Below are 18,625 nucleotides of genomic sequence, written 5' to 3' on the forward strand. Positions count from 1 at the left end.
ATGGCACATATCCTCATCGTCGAAGACGAAACCATCATCCGTTCCGCCCTGCGACGATTGCTCGAGCGCAACCAGTACCAGGTCAGCGAAGCTGGCTCGGTGCAGGAGGCGCAGGAGCGCTACAGCATCCCGTCGTTCGACATGATCGTCAGCGACCTGCGCCTGCCCGGCGCACCCGGCACCGAACTGATAAAGCTGGCCCAGGGCACTCCGGTGCTGATCATGACCAGCTATGCCAGCCTGCGCTCGGCAGTGGACTCGATGAAGATGGGCGCGGTGGACTACATCGCCAAGCCATTCGACCACGACGAGATGCTCCAGGCCGTGGCGCGTATCCTCAAGGATCGCCAGGAGAACCGTAACGCTCCCGCCGAAGCCCGCGGTAACGCCAAGGCCGCCGACCGTAGCAGCGGTAACACCGCCCCCGCGGACGGCGAGATCGGCATCATCGGCTCCTGCGCCCCCATGCAGGAGCTCTACACCAAGATCCGCAAGGTGGCGCCCACCGACTCCAATGTGCTGATCCAGGGAGAGTCGGGTACCGGCAAGGAACTGGTCGCCCGCGCGCTGCACAACCTGTCCAAGCGCACCAAGGCGCCGCTGATCTCGGTGAACTGCGCCGCGATCCCGGAAACCCTGATCGAATCCGAACTGTTCGGCCATGAGAAAGGTGCGTTCACCGGTGCCAGCGCCGGCCGTGCGGGCCTGGTAGAAGCGGCCGACGGCGGCACCCTGTTCCTCGACGAGATCGGCGAGCTGCCGCTCGAGGCCCAGGCACGCCTGCTGCGCGTGCTGCAGGAAGGCGAGATCCGCCGCGTCGGCTCGGTACAGTCGCAGAAGGTCGACGTGCGCCTGATCGCCGCCACCCACCGCGACCTGAAGATGCTGGCCAAGACCGGCCAGTTCCGCGAAGACCTCTACTACCGCCTCCACGTCATCTCGCTGAAACTGCCGCCCCTGCGCGAGCGCGGCCCTGACGTGATGGAGATCGCCCGCTCCTTCCTGGCGCGCCAGTGCTCCCAGATGGGGCGTCCGTCGCTGACCTTCTCCCACGAGGCCGAGCAGGCCATTCGTCACTATCCGTGGCCGGGTAACGTGCGCGAGCTGGAGAACGCCATCGAGCGCGCGGTGATCCTCAGCGAAAGCCAGGAAATCCCTGCCGACCTGCTGGGCATCGACATCGAGCTGGATGATCTGGAAGACGACTTCGGCGATGACGGCGACCTGCGCCCGACCAACGGCAGCGCCAGCAACCACGAGCCCACAGAGGACCTGTCGCTGGAGGACTACTTCCAGCACTTCGTCCTCGAGCACCAGGACCACATGACCGAGACCGAGCTGGCCCGCAAGCTGGGTATCAGCCGCAAATGCCTGTGGGAACGCCGCCAGCGCCTGGGTATCCCGCGCCGCAAATCCGGCGCATCGGCTGACTCGTAAGACGTTTCACACTGTTACCGGAGACAAGCTCCGTAACAAAAGCCGGGTTCATCGGTAACGGGAACCCGGCTTTTTTGTGCCTGCCGCCCGGGGGTGAATCCTCGCAAACCCTTGAAAAATAAGGATTCGCAAAAGTTGGCACGGCATCTGCTTTGTTATTGGTACAACAACAATAACAAGCACGACCACTCACAATAAGAACAAGACGAAACGACTCCAGCACAACAAAAACAAGATCGCGGAGGCGCAGCTAACTGATTCTTTTGGAGAAGGGTAGCCGTCGGGACCAGTCCCGCAACCAGTCAAGAAGAATAAAACTGTCTTGAGACAGCACGCAAAACTGGTTGGATCGAAAGATCATTGCTCACTCAGCGACCAAAGCAATCCGTTTGCTATTGAACACCTTCCAAGTGTGGAAGGTTCCCCGAAGCAGGTAGCTTCGAGGGTCGGGTCTACAAACAAAAACAACAAGCCCGGTAATCATAATAAAAACAAAGCACGCACCTATTTGGGGGGGAGCCTCGGCTCCCCCAGTAGCTTTCGCTACACCCTCCCGCTCTCTCCCCGCAAGTCCCTTTCTTCAGTTTTCTTCATCATCCCACCCCACGATGCTAGAATCGCCGCGGCGCAGACGGCATTCGATTTGCTGCCATTTGTTTCAAGGCAGCGGCAGACACCCGCTATCCTCCAGGAAACGCCGTAATCAGGCGGCTTGCCGAGACCTGCGTATGCCATCCATACACCTATTCCCGATAGTGCACACATGCTGAAAAAGCTGATCCAGTCCATCCGATCCCCACTGCGCCGTCCGCGCGCTGTCCGCACTACTCCGGAAGTCGTTGGCAATCATCAGCACTCGCTGCGGCGGGAACAGTTCAGCAGGAACGCGGTGAACGTCGTGGAGCGCCTGACCAAGGCCGGCTACCAGGCGTACATCGTCGGCGGTGGCGTACGTGACCCGCTGCTGGGCATTCCGCCCAAGGACTTCGACGTGGCCACCAGCGCCACCCCCGAGCAGGTGCGCGCCGAATTCCGCAATGCGCGGGTGATCGGTCGCCGCTTCAAGCTGGTTCATGTCCATTTCGGCCGCGAGATCATCGAGGTCGCCACCTTCCGCGCGAACCATCCGGTCAGCGAAGACGACGACAGCAACAACGCCCACGCCTCCCGCAACGAGGCCGGCCGCATCCTGCGTGACAACGTCTACGGCACCCTGGAAGACGACGCCCAGCGCCGCGACTTCACCATCAACGCCCTGTACTTCGACGTCACCGGCGAGCGCATCCTCGACTACGCCCACGGCGTGCGCGACATCCGCAACCGCCTGATCCGCCTGATCGGCGACCCGGAGCAGCGCTACCTCGAAGACCCGGTCCGGATGCTGCGCGCCGTGCGCTTCGCCGCCAAGCTGGACTTCGAGATCGAGAAGCACAGCGCCGCGCCGATTCGCCGACTGGCGCCGCTGCTCAACGAGATTCCTTCGGCGCGCCTGTTCGACGAAATCCTCAAGCTGTTCCTCAGCGGCAAGGCCGAACGCACCTTCGAACTGCTCAACGAGTACGAGTTGTTCGCCCCGCTGTTCCCGGCGAGCGCCAAGGCGCTGAAGGACGACCCGGAGTACGCCGGCAAGCTGATGCGCCAGGCCCTGGCCAACACCGACGAGCGCATCCGCATGGGCAAGCCGGTCACTCCGGCCTTCCTGTTCGCCGCGCTGCTCTGGCCGGCCCTGCCCGCCCGCGTGCTGAAACTGCAGGACCGCGGCATGCCGCCGATTCCGGCGATGCAGGAAGCCGCCCACGAGCTGATCCTCGAGCAGTGCCGCCGCACCGCGGTGCCCAAGCGCTTCACCATCCCGATCCGCGAGATCTGGGACATGCAGGAGCGCCTGCCGCGCCGCCAGGGCAAGAAGGCCGACCTGCTGCTGGAGAACCCGCGCTTCCGCGCCGGCTACGACTTCCTCCTTCTGCGCGAGAGCGCCGGCGAGGAAACCGGTGGCCTCGGCGACTGGTGGACCGACTACCAGGAAGCCAGTGACGGTGAACGCCGCGGCATGATCCGCAACCTCGCCAGCCAGCAGGAAGAAGGCGGCGCCGCCGCACCGCGCAAACGCCGCCGTGGCGGCAGCAATCGTCGTCGTCGCGGCCCTCGCACCGAAGGCGCCAGCAGCGAATGAGCGAGCGCGTGTACATCGGGCTCGGCAGCAATCTCGCCGAGCCGCGCCAGCAGCTGGAAGCCGCGCTGAAGGCGCTGTCGCAGGTCCCCGCCACCAAGGTGGCGGTGGTCTCCCCGCTCTACGCCAGCGATCCGCTGGGCCCGCCGGACCAGCCGCGCTACGTCAACGCCGTGGCCGCCCTGGATACCGACCTGGAGCCGCTCGCGCTGCTCGACGCCCTGCAGACCATCGAGCTGGAACAGGGCCGCGTACGCAAGGACGAGCGCTGGGGACCGCGTACCCTCGACCTCGATATCCTGCTGTTCGGCGAGCGCCTGATCGACGAGCCGCGCCTGACCGTACCGCACTACCACATGCACGCCCGCGCCTTCGTGCTCTACCCGCTGGCGGACCTCGCTCCGCAACTGCGTTTCCCCGACGGGCGCACCCTGGCCGAGCTGCTCGCCGCCTGTCCGTTCAGCGGCCTCGAGCGCCTGTCCTGATGCATGCTGCGCCCCAGGCGTGGGGCGCACTGGCAGTAACGCCGTAACAGTCCGGTAACACCTGCAATTGACTTAGCCTTTTTCGATCCGGACTATAGGGCCCCGTTTGCCCCTGCCCGGCGCAGAACCGAGGACACTTTCATGCCTGATGTCACCCTGACCACCCTGCAAGGTCTCAAGCAAAGCGGCGAAAAGATCGCGATGCTGACCTCCTACGATGCCACTTTCGCCCATACGGCCAGTCTGGCCGGTGCCGAAATGCTGCTGATCGGTGACTCCCTGGGTATGGTGCTGCAAGGTCACGACAGCACGCTGCCGGTGACCGTAGAGGACATGGCCTACCACACCGCTGCCGTGAAACGCGGCAACAAGGGCGCGCTGATCGTCACCGATCTGCCGTTCGAATCCGGCACCTCGCTGGACCAGCTGCTGCGCGACTCGGTGAAGGTCATGCAGGCCGGCGCCCACATGGTCAAGCTCGAAGGCGGCGCCTGGCTCGCCGAGCCGATCATTCGCCTGGCCCAGATGGGCATCCCGGTGTGCGCACACCTGGGCCTCACCCCGCAGGCCGTCAACCTGTTCGGCGGTTTCAAGGTCCAGGGCCGCCAGGAAAACCAGGCGCGCCAGCTGCGCGCCGACGCCATCGCCCTGGAGCAGGCCGGCGCTGCCGTGCTGCTGCTGGAGTGCGTGCCGTCCGCGCTGGCGAAGGAAATCACCGAAGCCGTGAAGATCCCGGTCATCGGCATCGGCGCTGGCGCCGGTACCGACGGCCAGGTGCTGGTGATGCACGACATGCTCGGCCTGTCGCTGTCCGGCCGTTCGCCGAAGTTCGTGAAGAACTTCCTCGAAGGCCAGCCCGACATCCAGTCCGCCTTCGCCGCCTACGTGAAGGCAGTGAAGGACGGCACCTTCCCCGGCCCGGAACACGGTTTCGCCTGATGAATACAGTCAAGACAGTCCGCGAGCTGCGCGCCGCCGTGGCGCGCGCCCGTAGCGAAGGCAAGCGCATTGCGCTGGTCCCGACCATGGGCAACCTGCACGCCGGCCACGCCGCGCTGGTGACCAAGGCCAGCCAGCGCGCCGACTTCGTGGTGGCGAGCATCTTCGTCAACCCGTTGCAGTTCGGCCCCAGCGAAGACCTGGACAAGTACCCGCGCACCCTGGCGGCGGACCAGGAGAAACTGCTCGATGCCGGCTGCCATCTGCTGTTCGCACCCACCGTCGAGGAGATGTATCCCGACGGCATGGAAGGCCAGACCAAACTGCATGTCACCGGAGTCTCCGAGGGCCTGTGCGGCGGCAGCCGTCCGGGTCACTTCGATGGCGTCGCCACGGTGGTCTGCAAGCTGTTCAACATGGTCCAGCCCGATATGGCGCTGTTCGGCGAGAAGGATTTCCAGCAGCTGGCGGTCATCCGCAAGCTGGTGCGCGACCTGAACCTGCCGATCCAGATCTTCGGCGAGCCCACTGTGCGCGCCGAGGACGGCCTGGCGCTGTCATCGCGCAACGGTTACCTCACCGAGGAGCAGCGCGCCCTCGCACCGGTTCTGCAGCGCACCCTGAAGCAACTGGCCGAGCGTATCCGCCAGGGCGAGCGCGACTTCCCCGCGCTGCTGTCCGAAGGCCGCCAGCAGATCGAAGCGGCCGGCCTGCGCATCGACTACCTCGAGGCCCGCGAGTCCGCCGGCCTGCGCACGGCCACGGCGCAAGACCATCAGCTGGTGATCCTGGTCGCCGCCTTCCTGGGCACCACCCGGCTGATCGACAACCTCGCGTTCCACATCGACTGATTCCCCGTCCGATACCCGAATTTTCGCCTCGAAGCCGCGCCACTCGCGGCCTTGAGCGACTTCGGGTGCTCGGGCATACTCGCCCCGCTCTCCTCGACCAGAAGAAAAACAGGAGCCACGCCATGCAGAGCATCATGCTCAAAGCCAAACTGCACCGCGCCGAAGTCACCCACGCCGTGCTCGACTATGAAGGCTCCTGCGCCATCGACGGCGAATGGCTCGATCTCGCCGGCATCCGCGAGTACGAACAGATCCAGATCTACAACGTCGACAATGGCGAACGCTTCACCACCTACGCCATCCGTGGCGAGGAAGGTTCGCGGATGATTTCCGTCAACGGCGCCGCCGCCCACAAGGCCAAGGTGGGTGACCGGGTGATCATCTGCGCGTACGCTCAGTTCAGCGACGCCGAGCTGGAAGGCTACCAGCCGCGCATGCTGTACATGGCGCCCGGCAACGAACTCAGCCACACCAGCAACGCCATCCCGGTTCAGCTCGCCTGAGCCACGGAAGGGCCCGGAACCACCGGGCCTTCCCAGGTTCCAAAGCCTCGTTCAAACACGCCCGTCTTACCCGAAGGTACGTCATGGAACACCACCTCAACCCGCTGGATGCCACCAAACTGGCAAGCTGGCAGGCATTGGCCGCACACCGCCAGGATCTGCAGAACTTCACCATGCGCGAGGCGTTCGCCGAGGACCCGGAGCGCTTCAAGCGTTTCTCCCTCGCCGCCTGCGGCCTGTTCCTCGACTTCTCGAAGAACCTGATCCGCCAGGACACCCTCGATCTGCTGGTGAAGCTCGCCGAGGAAGCCAAGCTGGGAGAGGCAATCGGGTCGATGTTCCGTGGCGAGGTGATCAACGCCTCCGAACGCCGCCCGGTGCTGCATACCGCGCTGCGCCGCCCCATCGGCGACAAGGTGCTGGTCGACGGCGTCGACGTGATGCCCGAGGTGCACCGCGTACTGCATCAGATGACCGAACTGGTCGCCGCCGTGCACAACGGCCTGTGGCGCGGCTACACCGAGAAGCCGATCACCGACGTGGTGAACATCGGCATCGGTGGTTCCTTCCTTGGCCCGCAGCTGGTCTCCGAAGCGCTGCTGCCTTTCGCCCAGAAAGGCGTGCGTTGCCACTACCTGGCGAACATCGACGGCAGCGAATTCCGCGAGATGACCGCCAAGCTCAACGCCGAGACCACGCTGTTCATCGTCTCGTCGAAGTCCTTCGGCACCCTGGAAACCCTGAAGAACGCTCAGGCCGCCCGCGCCTGGTACCTGGCCCAGGGCGGCAGCGAGGCGGAGCTGTACCGCCACTTCATCGCCGTTTCCAGCAACAAGGAAGCGGCATCGGCCTTCGGCATCCGTCCGGAAAACGTCTTCCCGATGTGGGACTGGGTCGGCGGTCGTTACTCGCTGTGGTCGGCTATCGGCCTGCCGATCGCCATGTCGGTGGGTATCAACAACTTCAAGGAACTGCTGTCCGGCGCCTACAACATGGACCAGCACTTCCTCACTTCGCCGTTCGAGAAGAACATCCCGGTGCTGCTGGGCCTGCTCGGCGTCTGGTACGGCGACTTCTGGGGCGCACGCAGCCACGCGATCCTGCCCTACGACTACTACCTGCGGAACATCACCGACCACCTGCAGCAGCTGGACATGGAGTCCAACGGCAAGAGCGTGCGCCAGGACGGCACCCCGGTGTCCGCCGGCACCGGCCCGGTGATCTGGGGCGGCGTGGGCTGCAACGGCCAGCACGCGTACCACCAGTTGCTGCACCAGGGCACCCACCTGATCCCGGCCGACTTCATCGTCCCGGTGTCCAGCTACAACCCGGTGGCCGATCACCACCAGTGGCTGTACGCCAACTGCCTGTCGCAGAGCCAGGCCCTGATGGTCGGCAAGAGCCGCGCCGAGGCCGAGGCCGAGCTGCGCGCCAAGGGCGTCGACGAAGCTGAAGTGCAGCGCCTGGCGCCGCACAAGGTGATCCCGGGCAACCGCCCGAGCAACACTCTGGTGATGGAGCGCATCAGCGCCCGCCGCCTGGGCGCGCTGATTGCCATGTACGAGCACAAGGTCTACGTGCAGAGCATCCTCTGGGGCATCAACGCCTTCGACCAGTGGGGCGTGGAGCTGGGCAAGGAGCTGGGCAAGGCCGTCTACGGCCGCCTGGTCGGCAGCGAGGAAAGCGCCGCCGAAGACGGTTCCACCCAGGGCCTGATCGACTTCTTCCGCGGCCGTCACCGCGGCTGATGGCGAACGGACGGATGCGCGCCTGCGCATCCGTCCCGCTCCTGGCGGCAGAAGCGCTGTCGATACTCCCCGGGCGTCACGCCCAGCGCCTGCACGAAGGCGCGCCGCAAGTTGTACTCGTTGCCAAATCCTGCGTGCTGTGCCACGCGCTTGAGCGACGATTCTCCCGCCTCCAGCAGTTGGCTCGCTTTCTCCAGACGCAACTCCAACAGCAGCTTCGCCGGCGTCATGCCCATCTCCGCCTGGCAATGCCGATGCAGGGTGCGCGCTGACATGGCCATCTGCGTCGCCATTTCCTCGACATCCAGGGCCTCAGCCAGCCGTTCCCGCAGCCACGCCACCAGACGCTCCATCTGCCCGTCCGGCGGCGCCTGCTGCGCCAGCAGCTCGGCGCTGAACTGACGCTGGCCGCCAGGTCGACGCAGGTACATCACCAGCCCGCGAGCAACCCGCAGCGACAGGTCGCGGCCATGGTCCTCCTCCACCAGGCTCAGGCACAGGTCCATCCCGGCCGACACACCGGCGGAGCTGTAGAACTTCGCGTCGCGCACGAACAGGGCATCGTGCATCACCCGCAAGCCAGGAAACAGCCGCTGTAGCAGTTCGGCGTAACGCCAGTGGGTAACGACCGGGCGCCCCTCCAGAAGCCCAGCCTGCGCCAGCAGAAAGGCCCCGGTACAGACCGACCCGCAGCGCGCGGCGTGGGGTTCAGCCTGCGCCACCCAACGCGCTACCTCGCCTTTCTGCAGGGCCGCTTGCACCCCATGGCCGCCCGCGACCAGCAAGGTACAGCCGGCCACCTGCTGCGGCTCCGGCAAGGCTCTAGTCGCCAGCTCCAGCCCGGTGCTGGAGCGAACCAGGCCGCCACCGGGCGATATCGCCTCAAGCTGGTAGGCGGGGCGGGCAGCGACCGGCAGGTGCTCGTCCACTGCCGCGAATACATCGGCCGGCCCGCTGGCATCGAGCAACTGGAAATCCGGGAAGACCAGCAACAGAACGCGGTGAGTAGCATTCATCGGGGCGAATCCCTGGCGGCGATTGGCAGATATTCACTCATCGGCGTCAGAAGCGACAGACGAATCCGCGCCAGGATCGAAATCCCCACCCGGAGACGGCCATGCACGCTTTCCTGCTGTTCCTCATCCTGCTGCTCTGCACCCACGCCGCCCAGGCAGACGACGACGCGCTTGCGCCCTATCAACCGCGCTTCGGCCGCGAGCGCCCGGTCATCGCCGTCGTCGCACAGAATCGCATGACCGAACTCGCGGACTACGTCGTCCCGCTCGGCGTGCTGCGCCGCTCGGGCGCAGCGGAAGTGCTCGCGCTTGCGTCGGAGCCTGGACCGGTGCAACTGATGCCAGCCCTGCGACTTCAGCCGCAGGCCACGCTGGAGGAGTTCACGCAACGTTATCCACAGGGCGCCGACTACCTGATCGTGCCCGCCGTGCATGACAGCCAGGACCCCGCCCTGCTGGCTTTCGTCCAGGCTCAGGCGGCGCGGGGCGCGACTGTCGTCGGCGTCTGCGATGGCGTCCTGGTGCTGGGCAACGCGGGGCTGTTGCACGGTCGACGCGCCACCGGCCATTGGTACTCGCGCAAGCAGCGCCTGGAGGAGTACCCCGATGCGCACTGGGAGGAGAATCGTCGCTATGTGGCGGATGGCAGGGTGATCACCACCTCCGGTGTTACCGCTGCGCTACCGCTGTCGCTTGCACTGGTGGAGACCATCGCCGGAAAGCCCAGGGCCGCCACGCTCGCTCGGGAGTTCGGCGTGCAGGACTGGTCGCCGCGGCACGACAGCCAGCGCTTCCGCCTCGGCGCCAGTGGCTACCTGACCGCCGCCGGCAACTACCTCGCCCTCTGGAACCACGAGGTCTTCAGCGTCCCGCTGAAGCAGGGTTTCGATGAAGTCAGCCTGGCGCTGGCCGTGGACGCCTGGGCGCGGACCTTCAAAACAGAAGTACAGGGCAATGCCGCACACCCCGTCAGCAGTGCCGGCGGCCTGTTGTTCCTGCCGGACTCGCCCGATGACCACCCAGCATTGCCGGGGGCCGGCACCACGGCGATCGCGACACTCGACAACGCACTCGATGCGATAGCCCGGCGCTACGGCGAATCGACCCGGCGCCTGGTCACCGCCCAGCTGGAATACGCCCCACCTGAACGATCCGACCGCCTGGCGCGTCGAAACAACATGGACAACCCTTGAACCCGCCTGGCCTTGGATGCACCCTTGGGGGCATCTCGGCTCAACAACAACAAGGACTTCCCATGTACGAGATCAGCCTTCACCCCGTGCCGGAGGCCGTACGCAAGCGTGCCTACCTCGACAACGACGCGTACCAGCGCCTCTACAAGCAGTCGGTAGACGACCCGGAAGCCTTCTGGGGCGAGCAGGCCAAGGCCTTCCTCGACTGGTTCAAGCCCTGGCACTCGGTACACCACGGCGACCTGGCGAAGGGCCAGGCCACCTGGTTCAAGGGCGGCCAGCTCAACGTCACCTACAACTGCATCGACCGCCACCTGGAACAGCGTGCCGAGCAGGTCGCGATCATCTGGGAAGGCGACAACCCCAGCGAATCCGCCAACATCACCTACCGCAAGCTGCACAGCCATGTCTGCCGCCTGGCCAACGTGCTCAAGAGCCGCGGCGTAGGGAAGGGCGACCGGGTCTGCATCTACATGCCGATGATCCCCGAGGCGGCCTACGCCATGCTCGCCTGCGCGCGGATCGGCGCGATCCACTCGGTGGTGTTCGGCGGCTTCTCCCCGGACGCCCTGCGTGACCGTATCAACGATGCCGACTGCCGGACCGTGATCACCGCCGACGAAGGCGTGCGCGGCGGCAAGTACGTCCCGCTGAAGAAGAATGTGGAAAAGGCCCTGGCCGACTGCCCGAACGTCTCCACCGTGGTGGTGGTCGAGCGCACCCAGGGCGAGATCCCATGGGTCGAAGGCCGTGACATCTGGTATCACGAGGCGCTGGGCGAGGTCAGCGAAGACTGCGCCCCCGAGCCGATGGACTCCGAGGACCCGTTGTTCATCCTCTACACCTCCGGCTCCACCGGCAAACCCAAGGGCGTACTGCACACCACCGGTGGCTACCTGCTGGGCGCGGCAATGACCCACAAGTACGTGTTCGACTACCACGACGGCGACATCTACTGGTGCACCGCGGACGTGGGCTGGGTCACCGGCCACAGCTACATCGTCTACGGCCCGCTGGCCAACGGCGCCACCACCCTGATGTTCGAGGGCGTGCCGAACTACCCCGACGCCTCGCGCTTCTGGCAGGTGATCGACAAGCACCAGGTGAACATCTTCTACACCGCGCCGACCGCGATCCGCGCCCTGATGCGCGAGGGCGAAGCCCCGGTGCAGAAGACCGACCGCAGCAGCCTGCGCCTGCTCGGCTCGGTTGGCGAGCCGATCAACCCGGAAGCCTGGGAGTGGTACTACAACGTGGTAGGCGAAAAGCGCTGCCCCATCGTCGACACCTGGTGGCAGACCGAAACCGGCAGCATCCTGATCACCCCGCTGCCCGGCGCCACCGACCTCAAGCCCGGCTCCGCCACCCGCCCCTTCTTCGGTGTGCAACCGGTGCTGCTGGATGAGCAGGGCAAGGAAATCGACGGCCCCGGCTCAGGCGTCCTGGCGGTCAAGGCCAGCTGGCCGAGCCAGATCCGCAGCGTCTACGGCGACCACCAGCGGATGATCGACACCTACTTCAAGCCCTACCCCGGCTACTACTTCACCGGCGACGGCGCGCGCCGCGACGAGGATGGCTACTACTGGATCACCGGCCGCGTGGACGACGTGATCAACGTCTCCGGCCACCGCATTGGCACCGCCGAGGTGGAGAGTGCGCTGGTACTGCACGACTCCGTCGCCGAGGCCGCCGTCGTCGGCTACCCGCACGACCTCAAGGGCCAGGGCATCTATGCCTTCGTCACCACCATGAACGGCATCGAGCCCAGTGATGCGCTCAAGCAGGAACTGCTGGCCCTGGTGAGCAAGGAGATCGGCAGCTTCGCCAAGCCGGAAATGCTGCAGTGGGCACCGGGCCTGCCCAAGACCCGTTCGGGCAAGATCATGCGACGCATCCTGCGCAAGATCGCCTGCAACGAGCTGGAAAACCTCGGCGATACCTCGACCCTGGCCGATCCCAGTGTGGTCCAGGGACTGATCGACAACCGCCTCAACCATTGATGTGCGCTACAGGCCAAGGGTGCAAAGATGCTAGGTTTAGAGAACAGACCTGTCGTCCTTGCCCCGAGGCCTGTCCGCCACAATGGAAACCGTCCGCCGTCATATCGAAAGCCAGGTACTCAGCCTGACCGGCCTCGCCCTGGGCGGGGTCGATTTCGAGTCGCCCAAGGGCGACCCCGGCCTGTTCGGGCCGGACTCCGTGAGCTGGAAAGTCCACGGTGACTTCAGCTCGATGCTCATTGGCGGCATCAGCGCCCTGCTCCTGCAGATGCTGCATCCGGCCGCCCTCGGCGGCGTCTGGGACCACTCCAACTTCCGCGCCGACATGCTCGGCCGCCTGCGCCGCACCGGGCAGTTCATCTCCGCCACCACCTATGGCTCGCGCGGTGACGCCGAGAAGCTGATCGAACGTGTACGGCGCATTCACGACAACGTGCACGGCACGCTGCCGGACGGCACAGGCTATGCGGCCAGCGACCCGGACCTGCTGACCTGGGTGCACGTCGCCGAAGTCAGCTGCTTCCTCGCCTCGCACCTGCGCTACCTGAACCCGGACCTTTCCGGCGAAGATCAGGACCGTTACTACGACGAGATCGCCCTGATCGCCGAACGACTCGGCGCGCGGGATGTGCCACGCTCACGCGCGGAAGTAGCCGCCTACCTGCAACGCATGCGACCGCAGCTTCGCTACGATGAACGCACCCGCGAGGTGGTCAGCGTACTGTTCAACGCCCCCGCCCCGAGCTTCCTCGCCAAGCCCTTCGGCATGCTGATGATGCGCGCCGGCATCGACCTGCTGCCGGACTGGGCCACGGATCAGCTCGGCCTCAGCCTGGGCAGCCTGCAACGGCAACTGATCCGCTCCAGTGTGAGGCGCAGCGTGCCACTGCTGCGCTGGGCGGTCCGCAACGGCTCGTTGCACCGCGCACGCCGCCGCATGGGTTTACCACCTCTGCGCTGAAGCGTGACCACCCGGTTCGGAGGGTGGTGAGCCGGCGGCGGGCATGCAACCATGACCGTTCGCTGCGGCTTCGCCGCTTCCGACAGAGGATTCGTGTCATGCAAGAAGTCGTCATCGTCGCTGCCACCCGTACCGCCATCGGCAGCTTCCAGGGTTCGCTTTCCGCACTGCCGGCCCATGAACTGGGCGCTGCAGTCATTCGCAGCCTGCTGCAACAGACCGGCCTGGACCCTGCACGGGTCGACGAGGTGATCCTCGGCCAGACCCTGACCGCCGGCGCTGGCCAGAACCCGGCACGCCAGGCCTCCATCGCCGCCGGCCTGCCCAACAGCGTACCGGCGATGACGGTGAACAAGGTCTGCGGCTCGGGCCTCAAGGCACTGCATCTGGCGACCCAGGCGATTCGCTGCGGGGACGCCGACATCATCATTGCCGGCGGCCAGGAAAGCATGAGCCTCGCCCCCTACGTCATGCCCGGAGCCCGCACCGGCCTGCGCATGGGCCACGCGAAGCTGATCGACAGCATGATCCAGGATGGTCTTTGGGACGCCTTCAACGACTACCACATGGGCATCACCGCCGAGAACCTGGTGGAGAAGTACGGTATCAGCCGCGAGGAACAGGACGCCTTCGCCGCCGACTCGCAGCGCAAGGCGACCGCGGCCATCGAAGCAGGCCGTTTCAAGGCCGAGATCACCGCCATCGAGATTCCCCAGCGCAAGGGCGAACCGCTGCGCTTCGACACCGACGAGCAGCCGCGCGCCGGCACCACCGCCGAGTCCCTAGCCAAGCTCAAGCCGGCGTTCAGGAAGGACGGCAGCGTGACCGCCGGCAACGCTTCGACCCTCAATGACGGCGCCGCCGCCGTCCTGCTGATGAGCGCTGCCAAGGCCGCCGAACTGGGCCTGCCGATCCTGGCCCGCATTGCCGCCTACGCCAACGCGGGTGTCGACCCGGCCATCATGGGTATTGGCCCGGTCTCGGCCACCCGCCGCTGCCTGGAGAAGGCCGGCTGGCAACTCGCCGACCTGGACCTCATCGAAGCCAACGAGGCGTTCGCCGCCCAGGCGCTGTCCGTGGGCAAGGAGCTGGGCTGGGATGCTTCGAAGGTGAATGTGAACGGCGGCGCCATCGCCCTTGGCCACCCCATCGGCGCATCGGGCTGCCGCGTCCTGGTCACCCTGTTGCACGAGATGCTCCGCCGCGACGCGAAAAAAGGCCTCGCGACGCTCTGCATCGGGGGAGGGCAAGGCGTGGCGCTCGCTCTGGCGCGCTGATAGCCACTGACTTGCTGCGCAGAATTCACTCTGCGCAGCAAGTCTCTGTGCACGCTGGCAAGAAATCCCCTCTCAACTTGACTCCCCGCATGCTTTCGGTCCTACGCATAGGAATATTCCGTAGGTGCTTGAACAACTGGTCTATCTTCAAGATCAATGCGCGCAAATCATTTGGACTCAGGGAGTTGACTATGAAAAAGCGTGTGGTGCTGATCGAAGATCACCCCGCGATGCGTCTGGCGATCCGCTCATTGCTCGAGCAGGACTCGCAGTTCGAAGTGGTCCGTGAAGCCGCCGATGGCCATGGCGGGCTGGATGCCGTACGCAAGGAGCGCCCCGACCTGGTGATACTCGATCTCAACCTGCCCGGCATGGATGGCCTCGACCTGCTGGCGCGCATCCATATCTTCGACGAGAACATCCGCCTGCTGGTGTTGAGCTCGCAGGATGAACGCCTGTACTCGAGCAAGGTCGAAGCGGCGGGTGCGCATGGATTCGTCAGCAAGAACAAGGACACCAGCGCCATTCTCAACGCCGCGCGCATGCTGGTTTCGGGCTATCGCTGCTTCCCGGAAAAGGCCCTGAGCATCGACAAGAATACCGACCCGGTGGCCAGCCTCACGCCACGGGAACTGGTCGTGTTGCGCAGCCTGGTGAGAGGCATGAGCAACAAGGACATCGCCGAGGAGCTGTTCCTCAGCCAGAAGACCGTCAGTACCTACAAGACGCGCATTCTTGAGAAGCTGAACCTGGAAAGCCTCGTGGACCTGGTCGAATTCGCCCGCACCCATCGCCTGAATGACTGACAGACATCACTGAAAACCTCGTCCGAAGGCGACTATCGAATCGAAGAATCACAGCCGTGCCATACTCCTGTGGCACGTCACGACGGAAACGACTCTCGCCATGCCCAAAGGATTGAAACGCGCCATCGGCGCGGTAGTGCTGTTAGTCCTCTTCTATTGCCTGCTGGGTTTTCTCATCCTGCCCGGCGTTGGACTGCGGATAGCCAACCAGCAACTGGCTCACTATTCGACCGTTCCGGCACGCCTGGAACGCATCGAGTTCAACCCGTTCAGTCTCGAACTCACCCTCTGGGGCCTGCATCTGGGTGACGACGGGCAGGAACAGGTCCGCTTCCGTCGACTCTATGCCAACCTCGAACTCGACAGCCTGTGGAAACGCAGGCTGCACCTCGCCGACGTTGAACTGGACGCACCGCACACCGAACTGCTGTTCGCCGAGAACGGCACGCTGAACCTGAGCCAACTGTTCAAGGTACCGCCCAGTGAGCCGGCCCCCGCACAGGAAGAACCCAGCGATCCCTTCCCGCTGCGCATCGACCGCATCCGCCTGGCCGAAGGCAGCCTGCACTTCCTCGACCGCCGCCCCAGCGAGCCGGTGGAATTCGTCTTCGACCCGATGGGCTTCGAGCTGCACAACCTCAGCACCCTGCCTGAGGATGGCGCCGAAATGACCCTGGTCGCCACCGGCCCCCACGGCGGCAAGCTCGACTGGAAGGGCGACCTGAGCATCGTACCCTTCACCTCCAAGGGCAGCTTCACCCTTGACGGCGTGCCGCTGAAGGCCTGGTGGCCCTATGTGCGTGACAACGCACCGCTGAACCTGAACAACGGCATCCTCAGCGTGGCCTCCGACTATCATCTGGACCTCTCGAAGGGGACGCAACTCCTGCTGGACAAGGCCGCCATCAAGCTCCGCGACCTGGACCTCAGCTCCCCCGAAGGCAAACCACTGGCCAAGCTCGCCACCCTGGATGTCGCCGAAACCACCCTCGACCTCGTCAAGCAGGAAGTGGTGGTCGGCCAGATCCGCAGCCAGGGCCTGGAGGCCTGGGCGGCGCGGGAGAAGGACGGCCAGCTGGACTGGCAGAAACTCTTCGCCAACTTCAAACCCTACAAGCGCCCCGAGGAGCCCACGCCGCAAGCGCAGGCCACTTCCGAGCCAGCGCCGGCCACCGAGACGGCAGCTGCAGCCGGCAAGGAGCAGAAGGCCCCGACTGACCAACCGGAAGCCCAGCCCAGCGCCCCCGCCACAACAGCCCAGGCCGAGCCAGCCAAACCGGCCGCTCCGTCCCAGCCGGCAACCAAGCTGGAAGCCAAGCCCGCCGAGGCTGACAAGCCTGCCCAGACGGCCGAGCAGAGCAAACCGGCCGAGCCGCAGAAGCCATGGCATGTCGTTTTGCGCGACACCCAGCTGCGCGGCTACAAGGCGCACCTGGCCGATCGCGCACCGGGAAAACCGGTGGCCCTGGAAATCGGCCCGCTGGACCTGGACCTGCAAAACGTCGACAGCGGCCTGACCTCGCCACTGCAGCTCAAGCTCAAGACCGGCCTCGGCCCGCGCGGGCAGATCGAAGCCAGCGGCCAGGTCATCCCCAGCCCGGTCAGCGCCAAGCTGAAGGTTTCGACCCGCGACATCGACCTGCGCGTCGCCCAGGCCTACATCGATCCGTTCATTCGCCTGGAGCTGCGCAGCGGCCTGCTGTCCAGCGACCTGGACGTCGACCTCAAGGGCACCGACCCGCTGGCCTTCAGCGTCACCGGCAGCGCCCAGGTGACCCAGCTGCACACCCTGGACACCCTCAAGAGCCGCGACTTCGTCAAATGGACCAAGCTGACCCTCGACGGCCTGACCTACAAGCATGGCGATAGCCTGGTGATCCAGACCGTTTCGCTGGAAGAGCCCTACGCGCGCTTCATCATCAACGAAGACCGCAGCACCAACGTCAGCGAGCTGATCATTGCGCAACCGGAGTCCGCCTCGTCCACGGCGAGCAAGGGCAGCGCCTCGGGCAGTAACAGCAAGCCGCTGGGCATCCGTATCGGCGGCGTGAAGATCAACAACGGTTCGGCCAACTTCGCCGACCTGACGCTGCGCCCCGACTTCGCCACGGCCATCCAGCAACTGGGCGGTGAGATCGGCACCATCGACAACCGCAATCCGGCGCCGGCCTCGGTGGACGTCAAGGGCAAGGTCGACAAGTACGCGCCGGTCACCATCAAGGGCAGCCTCAACCCGTTCTCGCCGCTGGAGAAGCTGGACATCGCCACCAGCTTCAAACGCGTCGAGCTGACCACCCTGACGCCCTACTCCGGCAAGTTCGCCGGTTACCGCATCCGCAAGGGCCGGCTGAACCTGGACCTGCACTACCAGATCACCCAGGGCAAGCTCAAAGCCGACAACAAGGTACTGGTGGAACATCTGCAACTGGGCGAGAAGGTCGACAGCCCGGACGCCGTGGACCTGCCGGTGAAACTGGCGATCGCCCTGCTCAAGGACGCCAACGGCAACATCGACATCCAGCTACCGGTGGAAGGCGACCTGAACAACCCGCAGTTCAGCGTCATGCCCATCGTCTGGCAGACCCTGCGCAATCTGGTCGTGCGCGCCGTGCAGGCGCCGTTCAACTTCATCGCCGGCCTGGCCGGTGGCGGTGGTGGGCCTGACCTGAGCAACGTGGTGTTCGCCCCCGGCTCCAGCGAGCTGGACGCCAGCGCCCAGAGCAATCTCGACAAGCTGGCCGAAGCCCTCAAGCAGCGTCCGGCGCTGAAGCTGGAAGTCGAAGGCGTCGCCGCCGCCTCGAGTGACGGCCCACTGCTGGCCGACAAGCGCCTGAAGCAGGAATACCAGAAGAACTACTACAGCATGTTGCAGCGCCGTGGCGACAAGGTGCCCAGCGACGCGAGCCAGTTGGAAGTGCCGGAAGACCTGCAGCCGGTCCTGCTCGAAGGCGTTTACCGCGCGCGCCTGAAGAAGCAGCCGCCAGCGGAATGGCAGGACCTGAGCAAGGACGAGCGTTCGGCGAAGATGCGCCAGGCCGTGCTTGATTCCTGGAGCGACAGCCAGTTGCTGCTGCGCAAGCTCGGTCAGGAGCGCGCAACCCAGATCAAGGACTACCTGGTCGCCAAGGGTGGCCTGGGTGACGACCGCATCTACCTCATCGACGTCAGCTTCGGCGAAGCGGAGAATGGTGGCAGTGTGGCCACCCAGCTTCACCTTGATAGCGAATAAGGAGTCGTTC

At 65.3% G+C, this 18,625-nt stretch carries 14 protein-coding genes; 13 read left to right on the plus strand and 1 reads right to left on the minus strand.

What is annotated here, in order from left to right:
* The 7 genes from IB261_RS25525 to pgi all read left to right on the plus strand — a co-directional run bounded on the left by IB261_RS25525 (position 1) and on the right by pgi (position 8,133).
* Positions 1-1,437, plus strand: coding sequence for a sigma-54-dependent transcriptional regulator (locus IB261_RS25525; protein WP_081520722.1), 1,437 nt, complete (start codon positions 1-3; stop codon positions 1,435-1,437).
* A 763-nt stretch (positions 1,438-2,200) separates the two neighbouring features.
* Positions 2,201-3,610 (plus strand): polynucleotide adenylyltransferase PcnB, encoded by a 1,410-nt coding sequence (locus IB261_RS25530; RefSeq protein WP_081520721.1) that lies wholly within the window; start codon positions 2,201-2,203, stop codon positions 3,608-3,610.
* A complete protein-coding gene (folK, locus tag IB261_RS25535; RefSeq protein WP_081520720.1) occupies positions 3,607-4,092 on the plus strand; it encodes a 2-amino-4-hydroxy-6-hydroxymethyldihydropteridine diphosphokinase in 486 nt (161 codons plus the stop codon). The genes IB261_RS25530 and folK overlap by 4 nt, the downstream gene beginning before the upstream one ends.
* A 141-nt stretch (positions 4,093-4,233) precedes the next feature.
* The gene (panB, locus tag IB261_RS25540) at positions 4,234-5,031 is read left to right on the plus strand and encodes a 3-methyl-2-oxobutanoate hydroxymethyltransferase (RefSeq protein WP_081520719.1); all 798 of its coding nucleotides are present in this window, start codon (positions 4,234-4,236) and stop codon (positions 5,029-5,031) included.
* Positions 5,031-5,882: a pantoate--beta-alanine ligase gene (gene panC, locus IB261_RS25545; protein ID WP_081520718.1), complete on the plus strand. Its 852-nt coding sequence runs from the start codon at positions 5,031-5,033 to the stop codon at positions 5,880-5,882. Before panB ends, panC begins: the two co-directional genes overlap by 1 nt.
* 122 nt (positions 5,883-6,004) lie before the next feature.
* Positions 6,005-6,385, plus strand: coding sequence for an aspartate 1-decarboxylase (gene panD / locus IB261_RS25550; protein WP_017518923.1), 381 nt, complete (start codon positions 6,005-6,007; stop codon positions 6,383-6,385).
* Positions 6,386-6,468: 83 nt separating this feature from the next.
* Complete coding sequence (gene pgi / locus IB261_RS25555) at positions 6,469-8,133, plus strand: glucose-6-phosphate isomerase (RefSeq protein ID WP_081520716.1); 1,665 nt, start codon at positions 6,469-6,471, stop codon at positions 8,131-8,133.
* Here pgi and IB261_RS25560 read toward each other — a convergent pair.
* Complete coding sequence (locus IB261_RS25560; protein ID WP_081520715.1) at positions 8,121-9,149, minus strand: GlxA family transcriptional regulator; 1,029 nt, start codon at positions 9,147-9,149, stop codon at positions 8,121-8,123. The genes pgi and IB261_RS25560 overlap by 13 nt on opposite strands.
* Before the next feature lie 101 nt (positions 9,150-9,250).
* Between IB261_RS25560 and IB261_RS25565 the strand changes: the two genes are divergently transcribed.
* From IB261_RS25565 to IB261_RS25590, 6 genes are all read left to right on the plus strand, one after another.
* Positions 9,251-10,342, plus strand: a complete 1,092-nt coding sequence (locus IB261_RS25565) for a DJ-1/PfpI family protein (protein ID WP_192383827.1) — start codon at positions 9,251-9,253, stop codon at positions 10,340-10,342.
* Positions 10,343-10,404: 62 nt separating this feature from the next.
* Positions 10,405-12,342, plus strand: coding sequence for an acetate--CoA ligase (gene acs, locus IB261_RS25570; RefSeq protein WP_192383826.1), 1,938 nt, complete (start codon positions 10,405-10,407; stop codon positions 12,340-12,342).
* Positions 12,343-12,424: 82 nt separating this feature from the next.
* Positions 12,425-13,303: an oxygenase MpaB family protein gene (locus tag IB261_RS25575; RefSeq protein WP_192383825.1), complete on the plus strand. Its 879-nt coding sequence runs from the start codon at positions 12,425-12,427 to the stop codon at positions 13,301-13,303.
* A gap of 98 nt (positions 13,304-13,401) precedes the next feature.
* Positions 13,402-14,580 carry an acetyl-CoA C-acetyltransferase gene (locus tag IB261_RS25580; RefSeq protein WP_192383824.1) on the plus strand — a complete coding sequence of 393 codons (1,179 nt, stop codon included), beginning with the start codon at positions 13,402-13,404 and terminating at the stop codon, positions 14,578-14,580.
* Positions 14,581-14,771: 191 nt separating this feature from the next.
* Positions 14,772-15,386, plus strand: a complete 615-nt coding sequence (locus IB261_RS25585) for a response regulator transcription factor (protein ID WP_081520710.1) — start codon at positions 14,772-14,774, stop codon at positions 15,384-15,386.
* Positions 15,387-15,486: 100 nt separating this feature from the next.
* Positions 15,487-18,615, plus strand: coding sequence for a DUF748 domain-containing protein (locus IB261_RS25590; RefSeq protein WP_192383823.1), 3,129 nt, complete (start codon positions 15,487-15,489; stop codon positions 18,613-18,615).
* The last annotated feature ends 10 nt before the right edge of the window (positions 18,616-18,625 follow it).

The sequence above is a fragment of the Pseudomonas sp. PDM20 genome (genome assembly GCF_014852575.3).
Lineage (GTDB): Bacteria > Pseudomonadota > Gammaproteobacteria > Pseudomonadales > Pseudomonadaceae > Pseudomonas.